The sequence below is a fragment of the Streptomyces sp. NPDC051677 genome, assembly GCF_044453465.1.
In the GTDB taxonomy this organism is placed as follows: domain Bacteria; phylum Actinomycetota; class Actinomycetes; order Streptomycetales; family Streptomycetaceae; genus Streptomyces.
In genome coordinates, this window is record NZ_JBITCT010000012.1 from 52606 (window position 1) to 78245 (window position 25640).

General features: G+C 72.0%; 21 protein-coding genes and 1 pseudogene. 10 read left to right on the plus strand and 12 right to left on the minus strand.

The annotated features are described in order from the left end of the window. Positions 1–52: 52 nt before the first annotated feature. Positions 53–1177, minus strand: a complete 1125-nt coding sequence (locus tag ACIBAF_RS16245) for a CapA family protein (protein WP_399463863.1) — start codon at positions 1175–1177, stop codon at positions 53–55. 259 nt (positions 1178–1436) lie between these two features. On the opposite strand from ACIBAF_RS16245, the pseudogene ACIBAF_RS16250 reads away from it, so the two are divergent. Continuing rightward, a pseudogene (locus ACIBAF_RS16250) lies at positions 1437–2677 on the plus strand (RtcB family protein). 62 nt (positions 2678–2739) lie between these two features. Here ACIBAF_RS16250 and ACIBAF_RS16255 read toward each other — a convergent pair. Then, positions 2740–3195 (minus strand): archease, encoded by a 456-nt coding sequence (locus ACIBAF_RS16255; RefSeq protein ID WP_399463864.1) that lies wholly within the window; start codon positions 3193–3195, stop codon positions 2740–2742. An 8-nt stretch (positions 3196–3203) separates the two neighbouring features. Further along, on the minus strand, positions 3204–3554 hold the full coding sequence (locus ACIBAF_RS16260; protein WP_399463865.1) for a hypothetical protein: 351 nt from the start codon (positions 3552–3554) through the stop codon (positions 3204–3206). A gap of 133 nt (positions 3555–3687) precedes the next feature. Here ACIBAF_RS16260 and ACIBAF_RS16265 point away from each other — a divergent pair, with 133 nt between their 5' ends. Beyond that, on the plus strand, positions 3688–4377 hold the full coding sequence (locus ACIBAF_RS16265) for a dienelactone hydrolase family protein (RefSeq protein WP_399463866.1): 690 nt from the start codon (positions 3688–3690) through the stop codon (positions 4375–4377). Positions 4378–4398: 21 nt separating this feature from the next. Further along, entirely contained in the window at positions 4399–5046 is a 648-nt protein-coding gene (locus ACIBAF_RS16270; protein ID WP_399463867.1) for a phosphoribosyltransferase, read from the plus strand. 10 nt (positions 5047–5056) lie between these two features. On the opposite strand, the gene ACIBAF_RS16275 is transcribed toward ACIBAF_RS16270, so the two are convergent. The 7 genes from ACIBAF_RS16275 to ACIBAF_RS16305 form a co-directional block, all read right to left on the minus strand. Further along, a complete protein-coding gene (locus ACIBAF_RS16275; RefSeq protein WP_399464032.1) occupies positions 5057–6793 on the minus strand; it encodes an RICIN domain-containing protein in 1737 nt (578 codons plus the stop codon). A gap of 89 nt (positions 6794–6882) precedes the next feature. Next, on the minus strand, positions 6883–9009 hold the full coding sequence (locus ACIBAF_RS16280) for a beta-galactosidase (RefSeq protein ID WP_399463868.1): 2127 nt from the start codon (positions 9007–9009) through the stop codon (positions 6883–6885). A gap of 37 nt (positions 9010–9046) precedes the next feature. After that, positions 9047–9973, minus strand: coding sequence for a carbohydrate ABC transporter permease (locus tag ACIBAF_RS16285; protein ID WP_399463869.1), 927 nt, complete (start codon positions 9971–9973; stop codon positions 9047–9049). After that, on the minus strand, positions 9970–10839 hold the full coding sequence (locus ACIBAF_RS16290; RefSeq protein WP_399463870.1) for a carbohydrate ABC transporter permease: 870 nt from the start codon (positions 10837–10839) through the stop codon (positions 9970–9972). Before ACIBAF_RS16290 ends, ACIBAF_RS16285 begins: the two co-directional genes overlap by 4 nt. Position 10840: 1 nt before the next feature. Beyond that, entirely contained in the window at positions 10841–12238 is a 1398-nt protein-coding gene (locus tag ACIBAF_RS16295) for an ABC transporter substrate-binding protein (protein ID WP_399463871.1), read from the minus strand. A gap of 348 nt (positions 12239–12586) precedes the next feature. Continuing rightward, on the minus strand, positions 12587–13729 hold the full coding sequence (locus ACIBAF_RS16300; protein WP_399463872.1) for a LacI family DNA-binding transcriptional regulator: 1143 nt from the start codon (positions 13727–13729) through the stop codon (positions 12587–12589). Between the two features lie 144 nt (positions 13730–13873). Further along, positions 13874–14446, minus strand: a complete 573-nt coding sequence (locus tag ACIBAF_RS16305) for a hypothetical protein (protein WP_399463873.1) — start codon at positions 14444–14446, stop codon at positions 13874–13876. A 313-nt stretch (positions 14447–14759) separates the two neighbouring features. Here ACIBAF_RS16305 and ACIBAF_RS16310 point away from each other — a divergent pair, with 313 nt between their 5' ends. The 6 genes from ACIBAF_RS16310 to ACIBAF_RS16335 all read left to right on the plus strand — a co-directional run bounded on the left by ACIBAF_RS16310 (position 14760) and on the right by ACIBAF_RS16335 (position 21767). After that, positions 14760–15614, plus strand: coding sequence for an ABC transporter permease (locus ACIBAF_RS16310; protein WP_399464033.1), 855 nt, complete (start codon positions 14760–14762; stop codon positions 15612–15614). Beyond that, positions 15611–16498, plus strand: coding sequence for a carbohydrate ABC transporter permease (locus ACIBAF_RS16315; protein ID WP_399463874.1), 888 nt, complete (start codon positions 15611–15613; stop codon positions 16496–16498). The genes ACIBAF_RS16310 and ACIBAF_RS16315 overlap by 4 nt, the downstream gene beginning before the upstream one ends. A gap of 48 nt (positions 16499–16546) precedes the next feature. Then, positions 16547–18196: a sugar ABC transporter substrate-binding protein gene (locus ACIBAF_RS16320; RefSeq protein WP_399463875.1), complete on the plus strand. Its 1650-nt coding sequence runs from the start codon at positions 16547–16549 to the stop codon at positions 18194–18196. A gap of 50 nt (positions 18197–18246) precedes the next feature. Beyond that, a complete protein-coding gene (locus ACIBAF_RS16325) occupies positions 18247–19302 on the plus strand; it encodes a LacI family DNA-binding transcriptional regulator (protein ID WP_399463876.1) in 1056 nt (351 codons plus the stop codon). 23 nt (positions 19303–19325) lie between these two features. Next, positions 19326–21251: a DUF2264 domain-containing protein gene (locus ACIBAF_RS16330; protein WP_399463877.1), complete on the plus strand. Its 1926-nt coding sequence runs from the start codon at positions 19326–19328 to the stop codon at positions 21249–21251. Between the two features lie 63 nt (positions 21252–21314). Then, the gene (locus ACIBAF_RS16335) at positions 21315–21767 is read left to right on the plus strand and encodes an NAD(P)H-dependent oxidoreductase (protein WP_334582213.1); all 453 of its coding nucleotides are present in this window, start codon (positions 21315–21317) and stop codon (positions 21765–21767) included. 16 nt (positions 21768–21783) lie between these two features. Here ACIBAF_RS16335 and ACIBAF_RS16340 read toward each other — a convergent pair whose 3' ends face one another. Together ACIBAF_RS16340 and ACIBAF_RS16345 are read right to left on the minus strand one after the other, a co-directional pair. Then, on the minus strand, positions 21784–22353 hold the full coding sequence (locus ACIBAF_RS16340; RefSeq protein WP_399463879.1) for a precorrin-3B C(17)-methyltransferase: 570 nt from the start codon (positions 22351–22353) through the stop codon (positions 21784–21786). Between the two features lie 45 nt (positions 22354–22398). After that, positions 22399–22866, minus strand: a complete 468-nt coding sequence (locus ACIBAF_RS16345; RefSeq protein WP_399463880.1) for a hypothetical protein — start codon at positions 22864–22866, stop codon at positions 22399–22401. A gap of 445 nt (positions 22867–23311) precedes the next feature. On the opposite strand from ACIBAF_RS16345, the gene ACIBAF_RS16350 reads away from it, so the two are divergent. Further along, positions 23312–25582, plus strand: a complete 2271-nt coding sequence (locus ACIBAF_RS16350) for a M4 family metallopeptidase (protein WP_399463881.1) — start codon at positions 23312–23314, stop codon at positions 25580–25582. Positions 25583–25640 lie beyond the last annotated feature (58 nt).

The following is a 25640-nucleotide window of genomic DNA, read 5'->3' on the forward strand; positions in this document are numbered from 1 at the left end:
CCACGCCTCCTGTCCGCCGTCAGGGGACGCAGTGCCGCCCCGTGCGCACCGCTCACCGCCGGCGCGGGGCGGCGGGGCGCACCAGGGCGAGCGTGCCGTCGGCGTCCAGGGCGACGCGTACGCCGGCACTGATCCGGTCCAGCGTCGCGCGCAGCCAGGCGCGGTCCGCGTCCGGCGCGGGTTCCAGCCGCATCCGCCGGGCCTGCAGGGGCGCCATGCGCAGACCCGCCAGCCGGCCCGTGTCCGCCGCCACCTCGACGAGATAGGCCATCCGGAGATCGTCGCGGTACTCCGCATAGCCGGAGATGCCCTCGTAGTCGTCGATGAAGTCCCCGCAGCCGTGCAGGACGAGCCGGTCGCGGTACACCTCGACGGGGCGCGGATGGTGCGAGGAATGGCCGTGGACGAGGTCGACGCCGCCGTCCACCAGGGCGCGCGCGAAGCGGATCTGATCGCGGGGGACGCGGTACCCCCAGTTGGAGCCCCAGTGCACCGACACGACCGCGAGATCCCCCGAGCGCTTCGTCCGCCGCACATGCCGGACCACCGCCGCGGCCGTGTCCGCCGACAACTCGGGCAGATAGGAGACGCCGGGCTGGGTCCGGCTCGCCGCCCAGTCGGCCGGTACGCCGCTGGACCGCGCCGCGAGTGCGAACACGAGCACCCGGCCGCCACCCGCAAGGGGCACCACGGCGGGTGCGTAGGCCTCCTCGGGGTCGCGTCCCGCCCCCGCCGTCCGTTGGCCCGCGCGGGCCAACGAGTCCAGCGTCTCCTCCAGACCCGGGCGGCCGAAGTCCAGCACGTGGTTGTTGGCCAGGACGCAGACGTCGGGCCGGGCGGCCGTGAGGGCGGGCAGGTTCGCCGGGTGCATCCGGTAGTGGACCGCCTTGCCGGGCGCGAAGGCGTCGCAGCGCGTCACGGCCGTCTCCAGGTTGACGATCCTGACGTCCGGATCGGCCTGCGCCAGCAACGGCAGCGCCTCGCCCCACGGCCAGGAAGGGGCGACGGGAGCGGGTATCGGCCCGTTGACGGACTCCGCCAACCGGACGTAGTCCCGGGCGTCGCCGACGTAACCCTCCCGCAGTCGAGGACTGCCGGGATGCGCAAGGATCTGATCGACGCCGCGCCCGAGCATCACATCGCCGCACAGGAACAGCGTCACCACAGCGCCGCCCATGTCCCCACGGTAACCCTCCCGCGCATGCGTGGCGGCGGCCCCGCCCGGGTACCCCGAAAGAGCGCACGCGAGCCGCTGGAGGGCCGCGATGGAGCTGGTCGAGGAGCGTCCCTACCGCTTCCGCATCGAACCCCGGGGACGGATGCGGGTGCCCGGCGTGGTCTTCGCCTCCCGCGCCCTGCTCGCCGACGCCGAGCACTCACTGGAGCAGGTCGTCAACGTGGCTGCCCTGCCCGGGATCGTCGCCGCCTCGTACGCCATGCCGGACATCCACTGGGGCTACGGCTTCCCCATCGGCGGAGTGGCCGCGACCGACGTCGACGACGGCGGCGTGGTCTCGCCCGGCGGGGTCGGCTTCGACATCTCCTGCGGGGTGCGCCTGCTGGCCGCCGACACCGACGAGCGCACCCTGCGGCCCGCGCTGCCCGCGGTCATGGACGGCCTGGACGCCGCGGTCCCCCGCGGCGCGGGACCCGGCGGGGTGTGGCGGCTCACCGGCCCCGGGCAACTGGAGCGGATCCTGCGGGGCGGTTCCCGGTACGCCGTCGAAGAGGGGTACGGCGAGCAGCGCGACCTGCTGCGCTGCGAGGACGGCGGGGCCGTCGCCGACGCCGATGTGCGCCAGGTCGGTCAGCGGGCCAGGGAGCGCGGCCTCGGACAGGTCGGCAGCCTGGGCTCCGCCAACCACTTCCTGGAGGTGCAGCAGGTCGCCGAGGTCTACGACGAGAGCGTCGCCGCGGCGTTCGGGATCGCCCCCGGCCAGGTGTGCGTGATGATCCACTGCGGTTCGCGCGGCCTGGGACACCAGATCTGCACCGACCACGTCCGCGCGATGGACCGAGCCATGGCCCGCTACGGCATCACCGTGCCCGACCGGCAGCTGGCCTGCACCCCGGTGGACTCCCCGGAGGGACAGGCCTATCTGGGCGCGATGGCGGCGGCCGCCAACTACGGCCGCGCGAACCGCCAGTTGCTGTCCGACGCGGCCCGCCGGGTCTTCCGTGACGCCGGCGGGGCCCGTCTCTCCCTCGTGTACGACGTGTCCCACAACCTCGCCAAGACCGAGGCCCACACGGTGGACGGCAGGCGCCTCAGGCTGTGCGTGCACCGCAAGGGCGCGACCCGTGCCTTCCCGCCCGGCCATCCCGAACTCCCCCAGGACCTGCGGGAGTTCGGGCAACCGGTACTGATCCCCGGCACCATGGGCACGGCCTCGTACGTGCTCGCCGGAGTGTCCGGCGGCGGCGCGTTCTTCTCCACCTGCCACGGCGCGGGCCGGGTGATGAGCCGTCACCGGGCGGCGCGCATGGTCAGCGGGACGCAGGTGAGGGCCCGGCTGGAGGCGGACGGCATCGCGGTGCGCCCCGGTCGTTGCGCGGGCTGTCCGAGGAGACCCCGGAGGCGTACAAGGACGTCGGCGAGGTGGTGGCGGCGAGCGAGAGGGCCGGGCTGTGCCGCACGGTGGCCCGGCTGACCCCGCTGGGAGTGGTGAAGGGCTGAGCACCCCGCCCGGCACTCCGACCGGGCCCGGCACTCCGGCAGGGCCGTCACCCGCCGGGCCGTCACACGTCGACCGTCACCGCGCACGACCAGCCGTACGGGCCCGGCCCGATGTGCAGCTCGTGCCACGCGACGGCCTTCGGCACCGAGCCGACGATCTCCACGTCCGACAGCGCGGCGACCGCAAGCCGCACATCGAGGCCGTCGTCCATGGCCTCCGCCTCCAGATCGACGGGCACCTGGCCGTGCACCTCCAGCCGGTAGACGACCTCGTCCAGCAGCGCCACCAGCAGATCGTCGTCGGCGGCCTCCGCGAACTGGACCCGCTCCACGGCGGTGGGGCGCACCGCCGTCACGTCGGCGAAGCACTCCACCATCCCCAGCGCCGCCTCCACCAGACAGCGCTCGCGGCTCGTGCCCCATGCGTCGACGCGGATGTCGGCGGTGTGCGGCACCGTCCGATGGCCGCTCTCGCCCTGCCGCCGCGCCTGGATCTCGTCGTCCCCGTCGCCGACCATGCCCGCCCTCACCTCTCCCGACCCGACGCGTCGGCCGGAGCGTCCGGATCAGCCGGATCAGCCGGCTCGGTGGGCTCGCCCGACGCCGCGGTGCGGCCCGTGCCGCCCACCCGCGGCCTGCGGTGGCGGCGCCGACGCAGGGCGGCCCCGCTGGTCGCCACGGCCAGGCCCAGGCTGAACAGGAGCGCCAAGGCCAGGCCGGAGCTGAAGACGGCAAGCGTGTTCATGGTGGCGATGTGGTGATCGAGCACCGACACGCTGTACTCGGGGCCGCCGGACAGGTTGTCGGCGATCACCAGGCAGGTGAACGCACCGGTGGCCGCGAGCAGGAGCAGCCCGACGAACAGCATCCTGGTCATCTCCCCGCAAGAGTGCTTCGGCGCCCCGAGTACCCCGATTGGGCGGCCGCAGTCTGGATACCCGAAAGGAGTCCGGACGGGCCGGTGAGGCCTGCGAGGCCCCCGGCGCGCCGGGGAGAGAAGATGACGAGCGATGATCTCCCAACTGGTCCGGGCGCCCGTCGACGGCGCCGCGCTGACGGGTGACCTCGTCCTGCCGACGCCGGCCCGGGCCGTGGTGCTGTTCGCCCACGGCAGCGGCAGCTCCCGGCACAGCCCCCGCAACCGCATGGTCGCCGCCGAACTGCGCACCGCGGGGCTGGGCACTGTGCTGATCGATCTGCTCACCGAGCGCGAGGACGTCGAGGACGCGGCGACGGGGGTGTACCGCTTCGACATTCCGCTGCTGGGCCACCGCGTCGTCGCCGTCCTGGACTGGCTGGCGGTCCAGCCCGACACCCGGGCACTGCCCTTCGTGCTGTTCGGCGCGAGCACCGGCGCGGCAGCGGCTCTGGTGGCCGCCGCGGAGCGGCCGGAGCGGGTCCTGACCGTGGTGTCGCGCGGCGGCCGGCCCGACCTGGCGGGCGCGGCCCTGGAGCGCGTACGGGCGCCGGTCCTGCTCCTCGTGGGCGGCCGGGACCCGGAAGTGCTGCGGCTGAACCAGGAGGCGGCCCGGCGGCTGCATGTCCCGCACTTCATCCAGGTGGTGCCGGGCGCCACTCACCTCTTCGAGGAGCCCGGCGCGCTGGAGCAGGTCGCCGAGGCGGCGAAGCAGTGGTGCGACGACTGCCTGAGGTCCGCCCCCCGGCACCAGGGCGGACTGCCCGAGACGGGGGAGGACTGACCGGAAGGAGCGGCAGTCGCCATGCAGTTCCGTGATCGACGACAGGCCGGACGGAAACTCGCCGACGAGCTGCGGACCCGGCAGGAGCAGGGCGCCCTGCCCGACCCCGTCGTGCTCGCCCTGCCGCGCGGCGGCGTCACCGTGGCCGCCGAGGTCGCCGGGGTGCTCCACGCCCCGCTGGACGTGCTCGTCGTGCGGAAGATCGGCGCCCCCTTCCAGGAGGAACTCGGCGTCGGCGCGATCACCGGTGACGAGGCGCTCTTCGACGACGACGTCCTCGCCAGGCTGGGCCTCAGCAGAGGCGAGCTCACCCCGGTGGTGGAGCGGGAACGCACCGAGCTGCGGCGCCGCGAGGCGCTGTACCGAGAGGGCCGACCCGCCCCCGACCTGCGAGAACGTACCGTGATCGTGGTGGACGACGGGCTGGCGACCGGCGTCACGGCCCGCGCCGCGCTGCGATCCGTATGGCGGCGGGCGCCGCGGCGGGTCGTGCTGGCGGTGCCGGTCGGCGCGCCGGAGGCGGTGCTTCTCCTGCGCGCCGAGGCCGACGACGTGATCTGCCTGCACCAGCCGGCCCACTTCATGGCCGTGGGCCTGTGGTACGACGACTTCCAGCAGCTCACGGACGCGGACGTGCTGGACGCACTGCGCACGGCCGCCCAGCGGTGATCTACTCCGTCTACTCCACGAGCTCCCAGTCCTGGGAGCCGTCCGTGAGCGCGTTCTGCAAGGTCAGCTGCGCGCCTGCGGACGCACCGGTCAGGTACAGGTTCGTGTTCTTGACGGACTGCAGCCGGTAGAACCCGTCGCTGGTCTTGACGAGGGTCCAGCTGCCGGTGGCGCTGTTGTCGACCCACTGTCCGATCTTCTGGCCGGCCGTCGCGTTGCCCGTCCAGATGGCCGCGGCCCGGCCGCCCGACTTGTTCAGCAGGCTCACGCCGCCGTTCGGCTCGGTCACCACATGCCAGTACTGGGTGTCCGCGTTCGCCGCCGACCCCGGCGCCTCCAGCCGGACGTCGGGCACGTCCGCGTTGCCGATGTTGGCGTCGTTGGTCTTGTTCCCGGTGCCGATCACCTGGTCGGTCCTGCGGTTGACCAGCTGGTAGTAGGCGCCGTCCGAGTGACCGAGGTCGACCTCGGCGTACGCGATCGTGGAGGTGCCCTGGTTGTTGAGGATCGCGATGCGGCCGGTGCCCTCGACGTACTGCAGGTCGCGGCTGTAACCGGCGGCCGAGGTCGTCTGGTACTCCTTCCAGGCTCCGTTGCTGCGCCCGCTGTCGTTGACCCACACGTTGCCGCTGCCGGCCGCGTTGTAGACCAGGCGCCCGCCGGGAAGCCTGATGAGGACCGGGCTGCCGCCCGTCGCTGGGGCACGGGAGCCGGCGTCGAGCGGCAGGGCGGTGACGCCGGTGCCCGTCGCGGAGCCGGTGTAGAACTTCAGCGGGTCGTCGGCGAGGACGTACTTGGTGTTGACCCCTCCGCCCCAGTACTCGAAGGTCAAGAGCCACTTGCCGTCCGTCGTACGGACGACGTTCGCCATGCCGGGCCGTCCGCCGCCGATCTCCGTCTTGCCGCCGCCCATGTCCTGGGTCAGCCCGGCGACGTCGACGACGGGGGCGCTCCACGCGGCGCCGCGGCCGTCCCAGGTCCGGTGGGCGAGGATCTGGCCGTGCGAGTCCGCGGCGGTGTCGTTGGCGGGGTCCAGGGTCGCGACGCCCGTGGCCGCGTCGAAGCCGGTGTAGTCGTTCTCATCGGAGTAGTAGCAGACGAGCCGGCCCTTGGAGACCATCAGGTACGGCTCCCAGACGGGGTCCACCTGCTTGTTCGTGTTCGCGGCGGCGATGTTCTGTCCGACCGCGCCCGCGCTGCCGCCCTGCCAGCCGCCCGTCGCGACGACGTTGACGACCTTCCACGACGCACCGTCGTCGGTGCTGGAGTACAGGGCGATCGCCAGGTCCCTGCGGTCCCCGTCGTTGGACGGCGTCCAGTTCGGGTCGGCCGCCTTGTGCTCCTTGTAGTAGTAGTCGTCGCCCGACACGACGCTCGCCAGCAGCAGCGTGCCCTGCTTCAGGTTCCCGACGTCCTGCGGCAGCACATAGAGGTACGGATTGGTCCAGTTGCTCGTGTACTTCGCGTACTGGGGGTCGCTGGACAGATAGGCCGGGGCCTTGACCTCCGACAGCGGCTGCCACGTCGTTCCGTGGTCGTCGCTCTTGTAGACCGGGAGGGTCTGCTTGTCGGCGCTTCCCGTCTCCGGCACGACCGTGGACTTCTCGAACGACGCGACCAGCCGCCCGCTCGGCAGCTCCGCCGACTTCGGGTAGATCGCGCAGTTGCCGCGCCCCTTCAGACACGGTTCGCTGCCCAGTTGGTACAGGATCCCGCCGGTCGGGTTGTACGCCTGCGCCGTGGCCATGGGGATCACCAGCAGCGCCGACGCCGCTGTGACGCCGCCCAGCGTTCGGGCGAGTCTTCTTCTTTGCACAGCCCCTCCTCGAGGGTGGGTCAGGAGTGGAGGACGCGTACGTCCCACGGGCCGAGGTCCAGCGCCGCGCCCGCGGGGACGGGGTCGCCGGTCAGGGCGTCGGAGAGGTCCACGGGCACGGGGACGCTCACGGGTTCGAAGCTCCAGTTGTGGACGATGTGGACGCGGCGTCCGTCGGGCGATGCGCCGGTCGTCGCCGTGACCGAGGCCGGGAGCGGACCCCACGAGTGGCGTGTCGACGGTGTCAGCCACTCGGCCAGGCCCCGGGCGAGGTCACGTCCGGGCACGGTGCCCACGCAGGTGACACGGCCCTCGCCGTGGCGACGGGTGGTGACCGCGGGCCAGCGGCCGAAGTGGGGGTGGTCGTAGCCGACGAGCACGTCGGCGTCGGTGACGGTCAGGCCGTCGGCCCAGCGCGTCGCCGTCGCGCCCTCGGGGACGCGCAGCGGGCTGCCCGGCGCGGGCCGTACGGGGACCTCCCGCACGAGGTTGCTGAACTCGTCGTAGCTCACGCCCGCCGCCTCGGTGAGGCGTCCTGGCGCCGCTTCGGCTCGGGCCCGGGCCTCCTCGTCCGCGTACCCGGTGCGCGGGCCGAGGACCAGGTGGCCGCCGGCGTGGGCGTAGGCGGCCAGCCAGTCGAGCGTCGAGTCGGCGGCCAGGTACAGCGCCGGGACGACGAGGACGGGATGACGGCGGGCGGCCTCCTCGGGCGTCAGTCCCTCGCGCTCGCCGTGCGGGTCGTGCAACTGGCGGGCGTGCACGATGCGGACCTGCCGGCCGGCGTCGAAGGCGCCCCGGTAGAAGGGGTCGAAGATCCGGTGGTAGGCGGCCGGGTCGGGCGAGCCGTCGGGCTTGGCGAGCGGCGGGTACTTCTGCATGAGCCACTTGCTGGGCGTCGAGTAGACCATCGTGATGTCGGCGTCCGGTTCGAGCCCGGCGACGAGCGGGCCCGCGGTCTCGAACTCCGCGCCCAGCCGGGCGAGTTCGGCGTACGTCCGGCCCGGCTGCCCGGTGTGCGGGAGGATGCCGCCCCAGTAGGTCTCCGCGCCGAAGTGCAGCGTGTGCCAGTGCCAGTACTCGATCATGCGGGCGCCACGCGCGACCAGCGCCCAGGCGGCCTGCCGCCACTGCCCGTCGTAGGCCGGCCGGTTGTCCCAGGGGAAGCCGATGGACCCGGCGTTGGTCTCGGTGACCAGGAACGGCTCCTGGCGGGACGAGAACATCCAGTCGGCGGTCTGGTACAGCGCCCAGGTGCCGGTGGTCTGCCAGATCTGCTCGTGGCCGTCGGGAGTGGGATCGGGCAGCTGCAGCGCGTCCTGCATGCCGTAGTACGGGTTTCCGGAGGCGACGTCGAGGCGGTCGGTCAACTCGTCGTCCTCCACCGCCGGGCGGGTGTACGAGATGCAGGTGGTGACGAACTGCTCGGGGCGGGCGTACTCGCGGACGATGTCGGCCTGCCAGCCGATGAACTCCGTGACCTGACGGGCCTGGAACGCGCGCCAGGCGACGTCGTACTGCGGCTGTGCGTTGCCGTCCGGGGTCCACAGGTCCGCCCAGCTGGACAGGCGGTGCGACCAGTACACGAGCCCCCACTCGCGGTTGAGGGTCTCGACGTCGCCGTACGTCTCGCGCAGATGGTCCACGAAGCGCTGGAAGACGCCGTGGTTGTGCAGGAGTTCGTTGCCCGGCTCGTTGTCCACCTGGAAGCCGATCACCGCGGGGTGGTCGGCGTACCGGGCGACGATCTTCCGGATGACCCGCTCGGCGTGGAAGCGGAACGCCGGGTGGGTGAAGTCGACCTCCTGCCGGGCGCCCCAGCCGATCCGTTCACCGGTGCGCCGCTCGCCGGTGATCTCCGGGTACTGGCGGGCCAGCCACGGCGGGACGGCGTAGGTCGGGGTCCCGAGGACGACGGAGATGCCCCGCTCCTGGGCGCCGTCGAGGACCGGCTGGAGCCAGTCGAGGTCGAAGACGTCGTTCTCGGGCTCCCAGGTCGACCAGACGGACTCGCCGACCCGGATGACGGTGACATGCGCGTCAGCCATCAGGTCGAGGTCGGTCTTGAGGCGTTCGTCCGGCCGTTCATAGGGCTGGTACTCGTGGTAGTAAGCGGCGCCGAACAGGACGCGGGCGGGCAGTTCCGCCATGAAGGAGACCTCCGGAGGAGAAGTTGCGTGAAGGGGGTTACTGCTTGACGCCGCCGGCGGCCAGGCCGCTCTGCCAGTACCGCTGGAGCAGCAGGAACGCCACGACGAGCGGGATGATCGACAGCATCGAGCCGGTCACGACCAGCGCGAGCATGTCGCTGCTGGTGCCGGCCCCGCCGTTCTGCGCCTGCGCGGCCCAGGAGGAGAGGCCGACGGTGACCGGGTACAGGTCCGGGTCGTTCAGCATGATCAGCGGCAGGAAGTAGTTGTTCCAGGTCGCCACCAGCGTGAACAGCAGAACCGTCACCAGGCCGGGGCCCAGCAGCCGCAGGGCGATCCGGAAGAAGATCCGGACCTCCCCGGCGCCGTCGATGCGGGCGGCCTCCAGCAGGCTGTCGGGGACGGCGTCCTGGGCGTAGATGCGCATCAGGTAGAGGCCGAACGGGTTGACGAGGGAGGGCAGGATGATGGCCCAGGGGGTGTTGACCAGCCCCGCCTTCGCGAAGAGCAGGTAGGTCGGGATGGCCAGCGCGGTGGTCGGGACCATGACGGCGCCCAGGACCAGGTTGAAGGCGGCCCGGTCGCCGCGGAAGCGGAACTTGGCGAACCCGTACCCGCCGGCGGCCGCGAGCAGCGCGGCCCCGACCGCGCTGACCCCGGCGTACATCACCGTGTTGAGCAGCCAGTGCACGAAGACGCCGTCGTCCTGGGTGAGGGTCTGCTTGATGTTCGTCAGCAGTTGCGGGGCGTGCGAGAACCACAGGCCGAAGCTGTTGAAGAGGTCCTGGGTGCTCTTGGTGGAGGCGATCAGCAGCCAGAACAGGGGGAGGAGGAAGTAGGCCAGCGCGGCCAGCATGGCGATGGTCAGGGGAGTGCTGCGGCGGGCCGCGCGCCTCTTCGACGGAGCGGTGCCCGTCGGCGCCGCCGTCGGCGCCACCGGCGTCGCCGGGGTTGTCGTCGTCACGGGGTCCTCCGACGGTTCGCGGTGAGCAGGACGGCGTAGGAGGCGACCACGATGACGAGGCCGAGGAGGAAGGACACCGTCGCCGCGTAGTTGACCTGCTGGCCGGTGAAGGCGAGCGTGTAGGCGTAGAGATTGGCGGTGTAGGAACTGCTGATGACGTCCGGGGCGATCTTCATCAGCAGGTTCGGCTCGTTGAAGAGCTGGAAGCTGCCGATGACGGAGAACAGCAGGGTGAGCAGGAGCGCCGGGCGGAGCGCCGGGAGCTTGATGGACCAGGCGATGCGCCAGGAGCCGGCGCCGTCCATCGCGGCCGCCTCGTACAGCTCGGTGGGGACGGTGCGCAGCGCCGCATACAGGATGATCATGTTGTAGCCGACGAACTCCCAGGTCACGATGTTCGCCAGGCTGGCGAGCATCCAGCTGTCACCGAGGAAGTCGGGGATCGGGAGGTCGAGTTTCCGGCCGAGCTGGGCGAACGGGCCGAAGTCCGGCCCGTACAGGTAGCCCCACATGAGCGCGGCGACCACGCTCGGCACGGCGTACGGCACGAAGATGCCCAGCCGGATCACCCGGGCGAGCCGCAGCAGCCCGCTGTCGAGCGCGAGCGCGAACAGCAGCGCCAGCAGCAGCATCACCGGGACCTGGATGAGGAAGAACAGGGCCACGCGGCCCACGCCGTGCAGGAGTTGGGGGTCCTTGAGGGCCTGGACGTAGTTGTCGAGGCCGACGAAGACCGTTCCGCCGATCAGGCGCTCCTGGAAGAGGCTGAGGTAGGCGGCGTAGGCGAGCGGGGCGAGGAAGAGCAGGAGGAACAGCACCATGAAGGGTGCGACGAACAGCGGTCCTGCCGCCCGGCGACGGCTCATCTCAACTCCCCTTGACCGTGAAGCCCTGGCCCTTGGCGTACGTGGTGAGCCGTGACTGCCAGGTGCCGAGCGCGGCGACGGTGTCGGACTTGTCGGCGAGGGACTTGCCGACGGTCTCGGTCCAGTCGGTCGCCGCCTGGTCCAGGAACGGGGGCCACTGGAAGGAGGAGTTGACCGTGGAGCTGATGTCGGCGAAGACCTTGTTGACCTTCTGGCCGCCGTAGAAGGCGGGTGCGTCGCCGGTGAACTGGGGGTCCGTCAGGAGCGCCTTGGTCGCCGGGAAGAAGAACTGCTCGGTGGCGAACATCTTCGCGCTGGCCGGGTCGCTGTTGAGGAACTGCGCGAACATCGCCGCCGCGATGGGGTTCTTGGTCGAGCGGATGACCGCGGTGGTGGAGCCGCCCCAGTTGCCCGAGCTGGGCTTGGCGGCGTCCCACTGCGGCAGCGGGGCCGCCCGCCACTTGCCCGCGGTGGCCTTGGCGGAACCGGAGAGGAACACGGGTCCCCAGGCGGCGGTGATCCAGGTGGCGTACTTGCCCTTGTTGAGGGCCGCGTACCAGGAGTCGGTGAAGTCCGGCTCGACGCCGATGACGCCTTCCTTCGCGAGCCCGCCCCAGTACGCGCCGAGCCTCTTGGAGGCGGCGTCGTCGACGCTGATGGTGATGTCGCTCTTCCCGGACGTGACGTACGGCTTCGCGCCCACCTGCCACAACAGGCCGTGCCAGGCGGCCACCTGGTTGGCCGCGAGGTTGGTGAGGTAGACGTCCGGGTCGGCCTTGTGCAGCTTGCGGGCCGCCTCGGCGAACTCGTCCCAGGTCTTGGGCACCTGGATGCCGTGCGCGTCGAAGATGTCCTGCCGGTACAGCATGCCCATCGGGCCGGTGTCCTGGGGGATCGCCCAGACCTCGCCGTTGGTTCCGCTGACCTGACCCCACGTCCAGTCGACGAACGTGGACTTGAGCGCGGAGGCGCCGTACGGCCGCAGGTCCAGCAGGCTGCCCGTGATCGTGAAGGTCGGGATGGCCTGGTACTCCATCTGCACCATGTCGGGCGCTCCGCTGCCGGCCTTCAGCGCCGTGCGCAGCTTGGTGTACTGCGGGGTGCCCTGGCCGGCGTTGACGACCTTGACCTTGACGGCCGGGTACTTCGCCTCGAAGAGCGCGACCTCCTTGTCGATGTTCGGGACCCAGGTCCAGAACGTCAGCTCGGTCGGCGTCTTCATGGCCTTGTCGATGTCGGCCTGGCTGACCGGCTTGCCGGCAGCGGAGGAGCCGCCCGAGTCGCCGCCGCCGCAGGCGGTCAGGGCGGCGCCGAGCGACAGTGCGCCGGTCGTGGTGAGGAACAGCCGGCGGCTCATCGCGGAGCTGCCGGACAGGGGTGAGGACGTGATTCTGGGCATGGTGAACTCCCGCCGGAGGCGAATGTCACGGCACGCCGGGCGAGGGCGTGCGGGGGCGTGGTGAAGCAGGGAGGGAAGACAGGAGAGAAGTACTGAGAGAAGTACTGAGAGACGTGTTGAGAGACGTACTGAGAGAAGAGGGGGAGCGAAGGTGCGAAGGACCTCGCTCGGGGCCCGCTGCGTTCAGGGGCGGCGGCTCGGTGCGGCCCGATGTGGTGCGGGCGACGGGGTGCTCGGGGAGGACGCGGGCGCGAGGGGTACGGCGGCTCGCCTTCGGATCACGCGCACGGCCATGGTGCTGGGTGCTGGGTGCGTTCGGTCGGCCTCGGTGGAGCCGATCCGTGTTCTTCAGTGCTGGGTGGAGGGGCCTCCGTTCGGGAGCGGCTCGGTGGACGTGCCTCCGCGGGGCCGGGAGGCGGGACGCCGTCCGCGCGCCGGGGTCGTCCGGTGCGGAGGAGGCGCGGTCGAGGTGCGGACGACGAGGTCGACCGGTGGGTCGCTCGCCGGCAAGGGCTCGGCGTCCGGGTTCTCGATGGCGTGCAGCAGGCGCTTGAGCCCCTCCTGCGCCACGGCGTCGAACGGCTGCGGCACCGTGGTCAGCGGAGGAGTGACATAGGCGGCGACCGGGACGTCGTCGAAGCCGATCACGCTGACGTCCTCCGGCACCCGCCGTCCGGCCTCCGTCAGCGCGCGGATCAGACCGATCGCCATGTCGTCGTTGGCGGCGAACACCGCGGTGACGTCGCCGTCCGCGGCCAGCTCGCGTCCCGCCGCGTAACCGGACGCGGCCGACCAGTCGCCCTCGGCGACCTGCGGCACGTCCCTGCCATGGGCGGTCAGCGTCCTCCGCCAGCCTTCCAGCCGGTCCCGGGCGGCATACCAGCGCAACGGTCCGGCGAGGTGATGGACCGTCACATGACCGAGGGCCAGCAGGTGTTCGGTGGCGGCGCGGGCCATCTGGTCGGCTCCGTCGCCCGCGCTCAGCACCATGGGCGCCTCGACGGAGGACGGCGCGCCGAGGACGAGGACGGGCACGTCGACGCGGAGCGTGACCTCACCGTCGTCTGTCTGCTCGTCGATCGGCTCGGAGATGACGATGCCGTCCACGCCCTGGTCGAGGAGCGAGTCCACGGCTCCCGCGATGCCCGCGGGGTCGCCCTCCACGGTGTTGACCACGCGCAGTGCGTATCCCGTGTCCCGGACGGCACGCTCGACGCCCATCAGCAAGGACGCGGGGCCGTACAGGGCCGTGCCCAGCGTCACCACGCCGATGGAGCGGGTGCGCCCCGAGGCCAGGGCCCGGGCGGCGTTGTTGCGCCGGTAGCCGAGCGTTTCCGCGGCTTCCAGGACGCGTCGGCGCACGTCGGCGGAGACGTACTGCTCGTCGTTGAAGACCCGCGAGACCGTCTTCTGGGAGACGCCGGCCAGGCGGGCCACGTCCACGCTGCGCGGCGCGGCGGAACTCCCGCCCCGCCCTGTCCCTCGCGTCATGGTGTCTCCCGTACGGCCGGATGCTCATACCGATGATGACAGACGCCGACTGCATGACTGCGCAGTCATGTCTGCGCTGTCATGTCTACGCAGTCATACGACGGTCGTCAAGAGTCGGGGACGCATCCGTGACCAACACGGAAGTCAGTTCGCCGGCAGCCACTTCTCCAGGGCGTCGATTGGACGGTCGAGCGCGGGCTCCTCGGCGGAGCGGTCCGTCATGACCGTACGGCCGCCGAACCGAAGCGTGTACTGGAACATGTCGGCCGCCCCCGTGTTCCTGGTGAACGAGGGGACGTCCGCGAGTGCCGGATCGCCCAGCAGGGTGCGCAGGCTCGTGAACTGGGCCGTCGTGGTGCGGCGCACCGCGGACCGGCCCCGGTCGGTGGTCCGGACGGTGCCGTCGCCCCGCAGCACGACCTCCCGGCTCACCCCGGCGAAGCCGCCGCTGACGGTCATGGTCACCAGCCTCTGATCCGGGCCGGTGACGGGCGCCGGCGACGGACTCGCGGACGCGGGCGCCGAAGCGGAGGGAGAGGGGGAAGGCGAGGGCGGCGGGGAACTGGGAGCGGCCGACGACGGCGGGGCGGAGGCGGCGGTCCCCGTGGCGCGCCCGGTGTCCGCAGGCTCCGCCGAGCTCTCGCCGCCCTCGGTGGAGCAGCCGACCAGGACCAGCACGCCGACCGCGCACACCATCGCCGAACTCCGGGTGAGCACCACGCACTCCTCGCGTCGCCGACATCTGAACAGCCGTCATGTCAGGGTGCCATGCCGCGAGTTCCGCCGTCCCCAAGGAGGGGTGTCGGCGTCGAGGGCGCAACTCGCAGTTGTGTCAGAAGTGTTGACCGGGTCTCTGAAAACGTTTTAACGTCACCTCACTCGACCATCGAGGGGAGGAGGCTCCGTGGCGATGCTGCTGCGCGAGAACCCCAGTAAGACGGAAGAGAGTGGCGCATCCCGCCGTCCGATGCGGCGTCGAAGGGATCGAAAACGTTTTCAGCGGCACCGCAGCCGGACGCTGTTCCTGCTCATGCTGCCGGGGCTCGCCTACTTCCTCGTGTTCCACTACGGCGCGCTCGCCGGGAACGTCATCGCGTTCAAGGAGTACGTGCCGTTCGACGGGCTCTGGGGCAGCCCCTGGGTCGGTCTCGGCAACTTCCGGCGGATGTTCGAGGACGCCGAGTTCTGGGACGCCGTCCTCAACACGCTCTGGATCGCCGTCCTCCAGCTCGTCTTCTACTTCCCCGTCCCGCTCGCCCTCGCCCTGCTCCTGCACAGCCTCACCTGGAGCACCGTCCGCCGCTTCGTGCAGTCGGTGGCGTATCTGCCGCACTTCATCTCGTGGGTGATCGTCGTCGCCCTGTTTCAGCAGGTCCTGGGCGACACGGGCATGGTGAACGGCTATCTCGGCGACGCCGGCCTGCACACCGTCGACATCATCGGCAACCCCGACGCCTTCCGGCCGCTCGTCGTGGCCCAGGTGATCTGGAAGGACGCGGGCTGGGGCACGATCATCTTCCTCGCAGCGCTCTCCCAGGTCGACGAGCAGCAGTACGAGGCCGCCGCGATCGACGGCGCCGGACCCTGGCGGCGGTTCTGGCACATCACCCTGCCCGCCATCCGGCCCGTGATCGTGCTGCTGCTCATCATGCGGCTGGGCGACATCCTCTCCGTCGGCTTCGAACAGATGCTCCTCCAGCGTGACGCCGTCGGCCCGCAGACCGCCGAGGTCATCGACACCTTCGTCTACTACCGGGGCATCGTCGGCGGCGACTACGGATTCGCCGCCGCCGCGGGCCTGTTCAAGGGCGTCGTCGGCGCGCTGCTCGTGTACGCGGCCAACAAGGTCGCCCATCGCCTCGGCGAACAGGGGGTCTACAAGTGAGCGCCCACGTCCGGCCCGGCTGGATGGAGAAGCCGCGGCCCCTCACCCAGGCGGCGAAGGCCGTCGCCCTCACCGCGGTCGTCCTGCTGGTCTGCGTGCCCTTCCTCGTCATCCTGTCGACCTCGCTGGCCGCCCCGCGCGAGGTCGTGGCGAACGGCGGCTGGGTGCTGTGGCCCGAACACCCCACCCTGCAGGCGTACCGGGACATCCTCGACGGCGGCATCGTCACCCACGCCCTCACCGTCAGCGCCGGAGTCACCCTCGTCGGCACCGCGTTGAGCCTCGTCTGCACGGTCACCCTCGCCTACGCGCTCTCCCGCCCCCAGGTGTTCGGCGGTCGGCCGGTGCTGCTGCTGATCCTGTTCACCTTCCTCTTCCCGCCGGGCATGATCCCGGGCTTCCTGCTGGTCAAGGAGCTGGACCTGCTGGGCAGTTACGGCTCGCTGATCCTCCCGGTGCTCGTCAACGTCTTCAACCTGGTCGTCCTGCGCGGCTTCTTCCAGGGCATCCCCGAGGAGCTGTACGAGGCCGCCCGCCTCGACGGCGCGGGGGACTGGCGCGTGCTGTGGTCCGTCGTGCTGCCGCTGTCGAAGGCCGCGCTCGCCGTCGTCGGGCTGTTCTACGCGGTGGCGTACTGGAACTCCTGGTTCTACGCCTCGCTCTACCTCGAGAGCGACCACTGGCCGCTGCAACAGGTGTTGCGGACCTACGTCGTGGCCGGCTCCGGCCTCACCGACACCACCACCGGGGAGGCCACGGTGAACGCGCCGCAGACCATCCAGATGGCCGTGCTGGTGATCGCCACCGTGCCGATCCTGCTCGTCTACCCGTTCCTGCAGAAGTACTTCACCAAGGGCGTGCTCACCGGCGCCGTCAAGAGCTGAGCCATCACCCAGCACGTTCAAGAGCCGCACGCGGAAAGGTCATTCGTCATGCCCAGCATGTCCCGACGCTCGCTGCTGCGATCCGTGGCCGCGGGGAGTGCCGCCGTCGCCGTCCCCGGTCTGCTCACCGCCTGCTCCACGGGTTCGGACGACGCAGACGTCTCCAACGCGGGCAAGAAGCTCGCCCCCTGGCCCGCCTACGCGGCCCCCGCCGGACCCCGCCCCGACCTCGCCCCCACCGACGCCGGCGTCCAGGCCGGCTTCACGTCCTACCCCTCCTCCCTGGTCGCCTCGGCCGCCCGGACGCCCGGCGACGGCTCCACCGTGAGGGTCCTGACCGTCACCTTCGGCACCCCGCCCAAGGCGGCCGCGCAGAACCAGTACTGGCGGGCGGTCGAGAAGGCCCTCGGCGTGAAGATCGAGTTCACGGTGGTCCCGCAGGCCGACTACCAGAAGAAGATGGCCACCGTCATGGCCGGCGACCCCGACTCGCTGCCCGACGTCATCAACGTCTTCAGCGGGGTCACCCTGCCCCGCGAGGCCCAGTTCGTCCAGCGCAGGGCCGAGGACCTGACGCCGTATCTCTCCGGCGCGGCCGTCAAGGACTACCCCAACCTGGCCGGCATCCCCACCCACGCCTGGCGCGACATGGGCCGCATCGGCGGCCGGCTCTACGGCGTCCCCGTCGAGCGCCCGCTGCCCGGCTCGACCCTCTGGCTCAACCAGGGCCTGTTCACCGAGGCCGGCATGAAGGACGGCTGGACCTCCACGGACTTCACCGCCGTGGCGAAGAAAGCCACCCACGGCAAGCAGTACGCGCTCGGCGCCTCCGTCGGCTCCCTCTTCGGCAACGCCGTCCACGCCGCCGCCCACAACGCCCCGAACGCCTGGGCCGTCGACAAGAGCGGCGCCTTCCACCCCCACTACACCGACGACCGCTACAAGGCCGCCGTCGCCTTCCAAGCCCACCTGCGCAAGAACGGCTCGTACCACCCCGACGCCACCTCGATCTCCCCGGTGGACCTCAGCACCCTCTTCCTCAACGGCACCGTCGCCTCCCTCCAGGACGGCTTCAACGCCTACCAGAGCCGCTACCTCGACGCCGAAGGCCTGCTGGTCCCGGCGCCGGCCCTGCCCTACAGCGTCGACGGCACACCCGGCGGCATCGTCGCCGCCCGCCGCTCCTTCGGCTACACGATCCTGAAGAAGGCGTCGAAGGAACGCATCCAGATGCTGCTGCGTCTCCTCGACCACCTCGCGGCCCCCTTCGGGACCAAGGAGTGGGAACTCGTCCACTTCGGCGTGGAGGGCGTCCACTTCACCCGCGGCAAGGACGGCTCCCCCCAGGCGACCAAGCTCGGAGAGGTGGAGAACGTCACCAACCTGCCGTTCCGCTTCCTCGCCGACGGCCCGCAGGTGCTGTTCCTGCCGGGCCTCCCCGACGCCGTACGAGCCCTGCACACCTGGCAGCGCAAGGTGGCGCCGGTCGCGATCCGCAACGCCTCCTTCGGCCTGAAGTCCGGCACCGAGACCTCCCAGGGCGCCACGCTCAAGGCCCTGATGGACGACACGATCACCGCCGTCGTCGCCGGCCGTGCCCCCCTGTCGGAGTACGACGAGGCGGTGAAGAAGTGGCGCTCCCGGGGCGGCGACAGAATGGCCGGGGAGTACGCCGAGGAGTACGACGCCAACACCTGAGGCGACGGCAGCGGCGGACGCGGACACGAGCGAGCAGAACGGGGAGCGACATGACGACACAGGGGCGGGTGACCATCCGCGAGGTGGCCGAACGGGCGGGCGTGTCCGTGGCCACGGTCTCGCGCGTGCTCAGCGGCAACTATCCGGTACCGCCCGCCACCCGCACCCGCGTCCTGCGCGCCGCCCGCGCCCTCGACTACGTCGCCAACGCCAACGCCCGCGCCCTGGTCGGCGGCGGCCGCAAGACGGTCGCCGTCGTCCTGCGCCAGGTCACCAGCCCGTTCTACGCCCAGGTCGCCGAGGGCGTCGAGGCGGAGGCCGCCGCCCACGGCCGGCTCTGCCTGGTCGGCACCACCGGCGGGAACCCGCAGCGCGAGCTGGAGTTCGTGCAGCTCATGCGGGAGGAGGGCGCCCGGCTGGTGATCCTGGTCGGCGGGGTCGTCGAGGACGACGCCTACCGTGAGCGCGTCGCCCACTACGCCCAGGCCCTGGACTCCGCCGGCGCCCGCCTGGTGCTGTGCGGGCGTCCTGCCCCCGACCCCGACATCCCCGCGCTGGTCGTCGAGTTCGACAATGAGGCCGGGGCCCGCGCCATCACCGGGCACCTGCTGTCGGCGGGCCACCGCAGGATCGTCTTCCTCGGCGGACTGCCCGGGAACACGGCCCTGGACGCCCGCGTCCACGGCTACCGTGCCGCCCTCGCCGGGCACGGACTGCCGCCGAGCGCCGCCCATGTCGTCGACTGCGGACTCGGGCGGGCCGCCGGGCTCCGCGCGATGACCGAACTCCTCAAGGAACGCCCTGAGTTCACGGCCGTCTTCGCCGGCGACGACATGGTCGCGGCCGGCGCCCTGCGCGCCCTCGCCGAGGCCGGACTGCGCGTCCCCGACGACATGTCCGTCGTCGGCTACAACGACATACCGCTCGCCGAGGACTTCAACCCGCCCCTCACCACCGTCCGCACGCCCGCCGAGGAACTCGGCCGCGCCGCCGTGCGCATCGCCCTGCGCGACCCCGAACACGCCGCAGGCGCCCACCATCTGCTCGGCACCCACATCGTCGTACGCGACAGCGTCGCCGCGCCCCCGCCCGGGCGCGCCCACTGACCGACGGAGGGAACCGCCCCCGTATGACCGCGCCGCACCTGTCGGCCGACGCCGGCCGACTGCCGCCCCCCGACCCCGACCTGTCCCCGCACACCGGATACACCCGCGCCCACTGGGAGGCCACCGCCGACCGGCTGCTCGCCGCGCTCCGGCCCTACGCCACGCCCGGCCTCGCCCAGTACCGCCTGCCCGGCCGCACCGGCCACTCCGGCGCCTGGTCGGACGGGCTGGAGGGCTACGCCCGCTCGTTCCTGCTGGCCGCCTTCCGCATCGCGGGCTCGGACGGAGCCGCCGGAGACGACCTCGTCGAGCGCTACGCCGCGGGGCTCGCCGCCGGAGTCGATCCCCGCCATCCGGAGCACTGGCCGCCCATCGCCGACCGCTCCCAGCCCATGGTCGAGGCGGCTTCCGTCGCCCTCGCCCTGCACGAGACCCGCCCCTGGATCTGGGACCGGCTGCCGGACAGAACAAGGGAGATGGCGATCGACTGGCTCGGCGGTTTCGTCGGCGCCACCGCCAACGACTCCAACTGGCGGCTGTTCCAGGTCATCGTCGAGGAGTTCCTCGCCTCCGTCGGCGGTCCGCACGAGCGCGCCGAGATCGACGCGGGCCTGGACCGCCTCGACGACTGGTACCGGGGCGGCGGGTGGTACACCGACGGCGACGGCCGGAAGTTCGACTACTACAACGCCTGGGCCCTGCACCTCTACCCGGCCCTGTGGGCCCGCGTCGCCGGCCCCCGCGCGGAGCCCGCCCGGGTCGCCGTGCACCGCGCCCGCCTGCGCGAGTTCCTCGGCGTCCACCAGTACTTCTTCGGCTCCGACGGCGCCCCCGTCCACCAGGGCCGCTCCCTCACCTACCGCTACGCCGTCGCCGCCCCCCTCTGGGCGGGCCTCCTCGCCGACGCCACCCCCTTGTCACCCGGCCGGACCCGCCGCCTCGCCTCGGGCGCTCTGAAACACTTCACGGACCGCCAAGTCCCGGACGAGCAAGGCCTGTTGCCACTGGGCTGGTACCGGTCCTACCTTCCCGTCACCCAGCCGTACTCGGGGCCGGCGTCCCCGTACTGGGCGAGCAAGGCCTTCCTCGGTCTGCTCCTGCCCGCCGACCACCCGGTGTGGACGGCACGCGAGGAGGCGGGCCCCGTCGACACCGCCGACCGGCACCTGGCCCTGCCCGCACCGGGGTGGCTGCTGCACTCCACGGCCGCCGACGGGATCGTCCGCCTCGTGAACCACGGCGCCGACCGGCTCCCGCCCCCGCCCGCCGCGTCCGACGACAGTCCGCACTACACGGGCTTCGCCTACTCCTCCGCCACCGCACCCCAGACCCCGCCCCCCGGCGAACCACCAGGACCCGACAACCGCATCGCCCTGCTGACCCCGACCGGCCCGTCCCGCCGTGGCCGTATCCACCCGCTGTACGCGGCGGGCCGGCACGCCGCGTCCTGGCACGCCCCGCTCGGCCCGGACGGCGACGAGCGCCCGCACATCACCACCGTGAGCGTGGTGCACGGACCGTGGGAGGTCCGGGTGCACCGCGTCGCCGCACCCGTCGGCACGCCGGTCCGCGAAGGCGGCTGGGCGGTGGCCTGCGACGACGCTCCGCCCGCCGCACAGACGGGCGAGGCCTGGGCGCAGGCCCGCCGCGCCGACGGCCTGGCCTCGGCCCTCGTCGGCCTGCTCGGCTGGGACGACGCCACCGCCGAGGTGGCGCGGGCCCGCGGCCACAACGCCTACGGCGAGCACTCGGCCGTCCCGGTCCTCACCACACCGCACCCGGGCGGCACGCTCCTCCTGGCCACGCTGGTGGTGCTCACCGCCGACCCGCTTCTCTCGGCGGACACCCGGCCGGGAGCCCGTGCGGTCCCCGTCTCCGACGGCGTTCTGGAGATCCGCTTCCCGGACGGCGCCACCGAGACCGTCACCCCGGCAGCCGGCCCGGGGTGAACGCCGACGCCGCGCGCGTCGCCGCTTGCGGTCGGCCCGGGGGAGCGGGCAGGGTTCCGTGCCGTGGCCACCTTGCTGATCGTCCATCACACCCCCTCACCCAACTGCCAGGCGCTCTTCGAAGCGGTCGTCTCGGGCGCGACGGCGCCCGAGATCGAAGGCGTCCGCGTCGAGCGGCGGGCGGCCCTCGCCGCCACCGCCTCCGACGTCCTGGCCGCCGACGCCTACCTGCTGGGCACCCCGGCCAACCTGGGCTACATGTCGGGCGCGCTCAAGCACTTCTTCGACCAGGTCTACTACCCGTGCCTCGACACCACCCGAGGCCGCCCCTTCGGCTACTACGTGCACGGGGGCAACGACGTCACCGGCGCGGTACGCGGCATCGAGGCCATCACCACGGGCCTGGGCTGGCGTCGCGCGGCCGAGCCGGTCACGGTCACCGGGGAACCCGGCAAGGCGGACGTGGCGGCCGCGTGGGAACTGGGGGCGACGGTGGCGGCCGGTCTGCTGGACTGACCGGCCCCGCCGCAGGTCAGTGCCCGCCCAGCCCGGGCAGGCAGGTCCCCTCGACCGTGCGCCCGGCGACCTCCGCGGTCGCGTGACCGCTGCTGTCGACCGTTCCGTTGACGCACACCCGGCCCTCGCCGCCCCCGACGAGCACGTCGTGCAGCGGGTCCAGGAAGTCGCCCTGCACCTCGATCTCCTTCGCCCGCAGACCGAGCGCGTCTGCGGCGGCGGTCCGCAGTCCGTCCAGGGTGGTGCCCGAGGCCGCGAGCTTCTGCAGGGCGGCGGCCAACGCCGTCGCCCGGGGCTGCGCCTCCTGCCGTTGCTCATCGGTGATGGACTGGGGCTGACGGTAGGCGTGGTTCTCGGCGACCCGCTGGTCCCAGCCGTAGCTGATGCACGGCGACGGCGTCGCGCGTGTGTCCTCGGGCGGGGGACAGAAGCCCTTCGCCGAGCCCGAGGGCGAGGGCGCGGCCGTCGACGGCCCGGCGGCCCGGGGGTCGCTGGAAGGATCGGCGCACCCGGCCGTGAGGAAGAGCAGCGCCAGGAGAACCGGGGCGCCGTGTCGGCGCCGTACCCGTGTCCGTGTCCGTGTCATGCCTCGATCATGGCAGGCTGGTGTGACAGTACGGCCGGAACAGGCTCAGTTCCACAGGGGGTACGTCACGACACGCGCGAACTGCGCCGGCCTGGCGCCCGGGTAGGTCAGGCTGATCCGGCTGTAGTGCTGCACCTGCGGGTTCTTCTTCCAGGGCTGCGGCCGGTCCAGCTTCACCACGACGGCGTACGGGTGGAAGGCGCCCGCCGCACAGTACGGGTCGCAGTCGTTGACGACGTTGACTCCGGTCGCACGCGCGGAGCCCGGGCCCCAGCTGTCCCAGTGCAGTGAGACGAGTCGGCTGTTGCCGTCGCCGCACGCCAGGATGAAGGCGGTCGGCCGTACCTGCGCGTGCGAGAAGCAGTCGACCAGGACGGGATCCGTGGCCTGCCGCACCGCGGCCTCGCGCACCGTGGGCGGTGACGCGGCCGGTGCCGCCGAGGCCGAGCCGACGGCCGCCGTGAGGCCCAGCGCCGCGCACAGCATGACCGCTGTTCTCGTCGTGTGTCGCATCTCCGCTCCCGCCCGCCCGATCCGGAACCCGCCGGTGTGCCGTGCCCCGGTGGGGTTCTCTACCGACGCTACGACGGCGAGCGAGGCGCGACCACTCGAACGGCCGTCGTCCAAGCCTCTGCGGCGATGGGGCGCCTTCGTCCTGCCGGGGAGGGGGCGGCGCAGCCCCGGCCGAAAACGTGCGCCGAGCAGACCGAATCCCCAGAAAGTCATGGTCAATTCAAGCCGTTGTCTTGGCATTCACATGACAAACCTGTGCACGGAGTGCCACTCTGCTGCCGAAGTTCACCATTCCTTCACACCCGCATCATGCGGCGCACCTGTCATTCACCCCCCACCTCCTTCCACCCGCCTGTCGTGCAGCGCTCCGGACCGGCCCCACCCCGCCGGCCCGCCCCACCTCGGCCTCCATCACCGGCCGACCGTCGCACAGAAGGAGAACCCGTTGTCCCGGCGACACCGCCCCACCCTCCGGCGCAGACGCGCCACCGCCCTCGCGTTGACGACCATCGGCACCCTGCTGGCCCTGGGCGCCCCCACGGGCGCCGCAGGTGCGGCCCCGGCCGACCCGGGCCCGTCCAAGATCACCGCCACGCCCCGCGCGGGAGCCGCAGCGACGCCCCTGGCACCGGCCCGCCGCGCCTCACTGATCAAGAGCGCGCAGACCGCGGCCGGCGCCACGGCCCGGCAGCTCGCCCTCGGCGCCCAAGAGAAGCTCGTCGTGAGGGACGTCATCCAGGACGCCGACGGCGCCACCCACACCCGCTACGAGCGCACCTACGCCGGACTGCCCGTCCTCGGCGGCGACCTCGTCGTCCACCTCAGGAACGGCCGCACCACCGTCTCCAAGGCGAGCGGGGCGACCCTCACCCTGCCCTCCCTCACCCCGAAGCTCTCCGCCTCGAACGCCACCGGCAAGGCACTCGCGGCCGCGAAGAGCGCCGAGGTCAAGGGCTCCGCGGCCGAGAACGCGCCCCGCCTCGTCGTCTGGGCCGGCGCCGGCAAGCCCGTCCTGGCCTGGGAGACGGTCGTCAAGGGCGTCCAGCACGACGGCACGCCGAGCGAACTCCAGGTGGTCACCGACGCGACCACGGGCAAGCAGCTCCTGGCCGCCGAGAAGGTGCACACCGGCACCGGCACCGGCCAGTACACCGGCACGGTCCCGCTCGGCACGACCCTGTCGGGATCGACGTACCAGCTCACCGACGGCGGCCGCGCCGGACACAAGACGTACGACCTGAACCAGGGCACCTCCGGCACCGGCGCCCTCTTCACGGACGACAACGATGTCTGGGGCGACGGCACCCCGTCCAACCGCCAGACCGCCGGTGTCGACGTGGCCTTCGGCGCCGCGGCCACCTGGGACTACTACAAGGACGTGTACGGCCGCAACGGCATCCGCAACGACGGCGTCGCCGCCTACAGCCGCGCCCACTACGGCAGCAGCTACGTCAACGCCTTCTGGCAGGACAGCTGCTTCTGCATGACCTACGGCGACGGCTCGGGCAACACCCACCCCCTGACCGCCCTCGACGTGGCCGCCCACGAGATGAGCCACGGCGTCACCGCCGCCACCGCCAACCTGACCTACTCGGGCGAGTCCGGCGGTCTGAACGAGGCGACCTCGGACATCTTCGCCGCCGCCGTCGAGTTCCACTCGAACCTCGCCGCCGACCCCGGCGACTACCTCGTCGGCGAGAAGATCGACATCAACGGCGACGGCACCCCGCTGCGCTACATGGACAAGCCCTCCAAGGACGGCGACTCCGCCGACAACTGGAGTTCGAGCCTGGGCGGCCTCGACGTCCACTACTCCTCGGGTCCCGCGAACCACTTCTTCTACCTGCTCTCCGAGGGCAGCGGCGCCAAGACCGTCAACGGCGTCGCCTACGACAGCCCGACCTCCGACGGCCAGGCCGTCACCGGCATCGGCATCGAGAACGCCGCCGCCATCTGGTACCGGGCGCTGACGACGTACATGACCTCGTCGACCAACTACGCGGGCGCCCGCACCGCCACCCTGTCGGCCGCGGCCGACCTCTTCGGCGCGTACAGCCCCACCTACCTCGCCGTCGCCGACGCCTGGGCCGGCATCAACGTCGGCAGCCGGATAGCCCTCGGCGTCAACGTCGCCCCGATCGCCGACCAGATCAGCGGTGTCGGCCAGGCCGTCAGCCTGCAGGTGGACGCGTACACCACCAACACGGGCGCCGGCCTCACCTACGAGGCGACCGGGCTGCCCGACGGTCTGAGCATCAGCCCGAGCGGACTGATCTCCGGCACGCCGACCACCCTCGGCAGCAGCGACGTGACCCTCAAGGTCACCGACAGCACGGGAGCGTCCGTCTCGGACACCTTCACCTGGCGGATCGCCCACATCTACGCCAACGCCACCCGCGTCGACATCCCGGACAACGGCGCCGCCGTCGAGTCCCCGGTCACCATCGCGGGCCGCGACGGCAACGCCTCCGCCACCACCTCGGTCTACGTCAACATCGTGCACAGCTACCGCGGTGACCTGACCGTCGACCTCGTCGGGCCCAACGGCACCGTCTACTCCCTGCTCAACCGCAGCGGCGGCTCCGCCGACAACGTCGACCAGACCTTCACGGTCGACGCCTCCGCGCAGCCCGTCAACGGCACCTGGAAGCTGCGCGTCCAGGACCGTGCGTCCATCGACACGGGCTACATCCAGCGCTGGCAGCTCACTCCCTGACCGCAGACCGCCCCACACCGCCGCCCGGGTCTCACGAGGCCCGGGCGGCGGCGCGCGT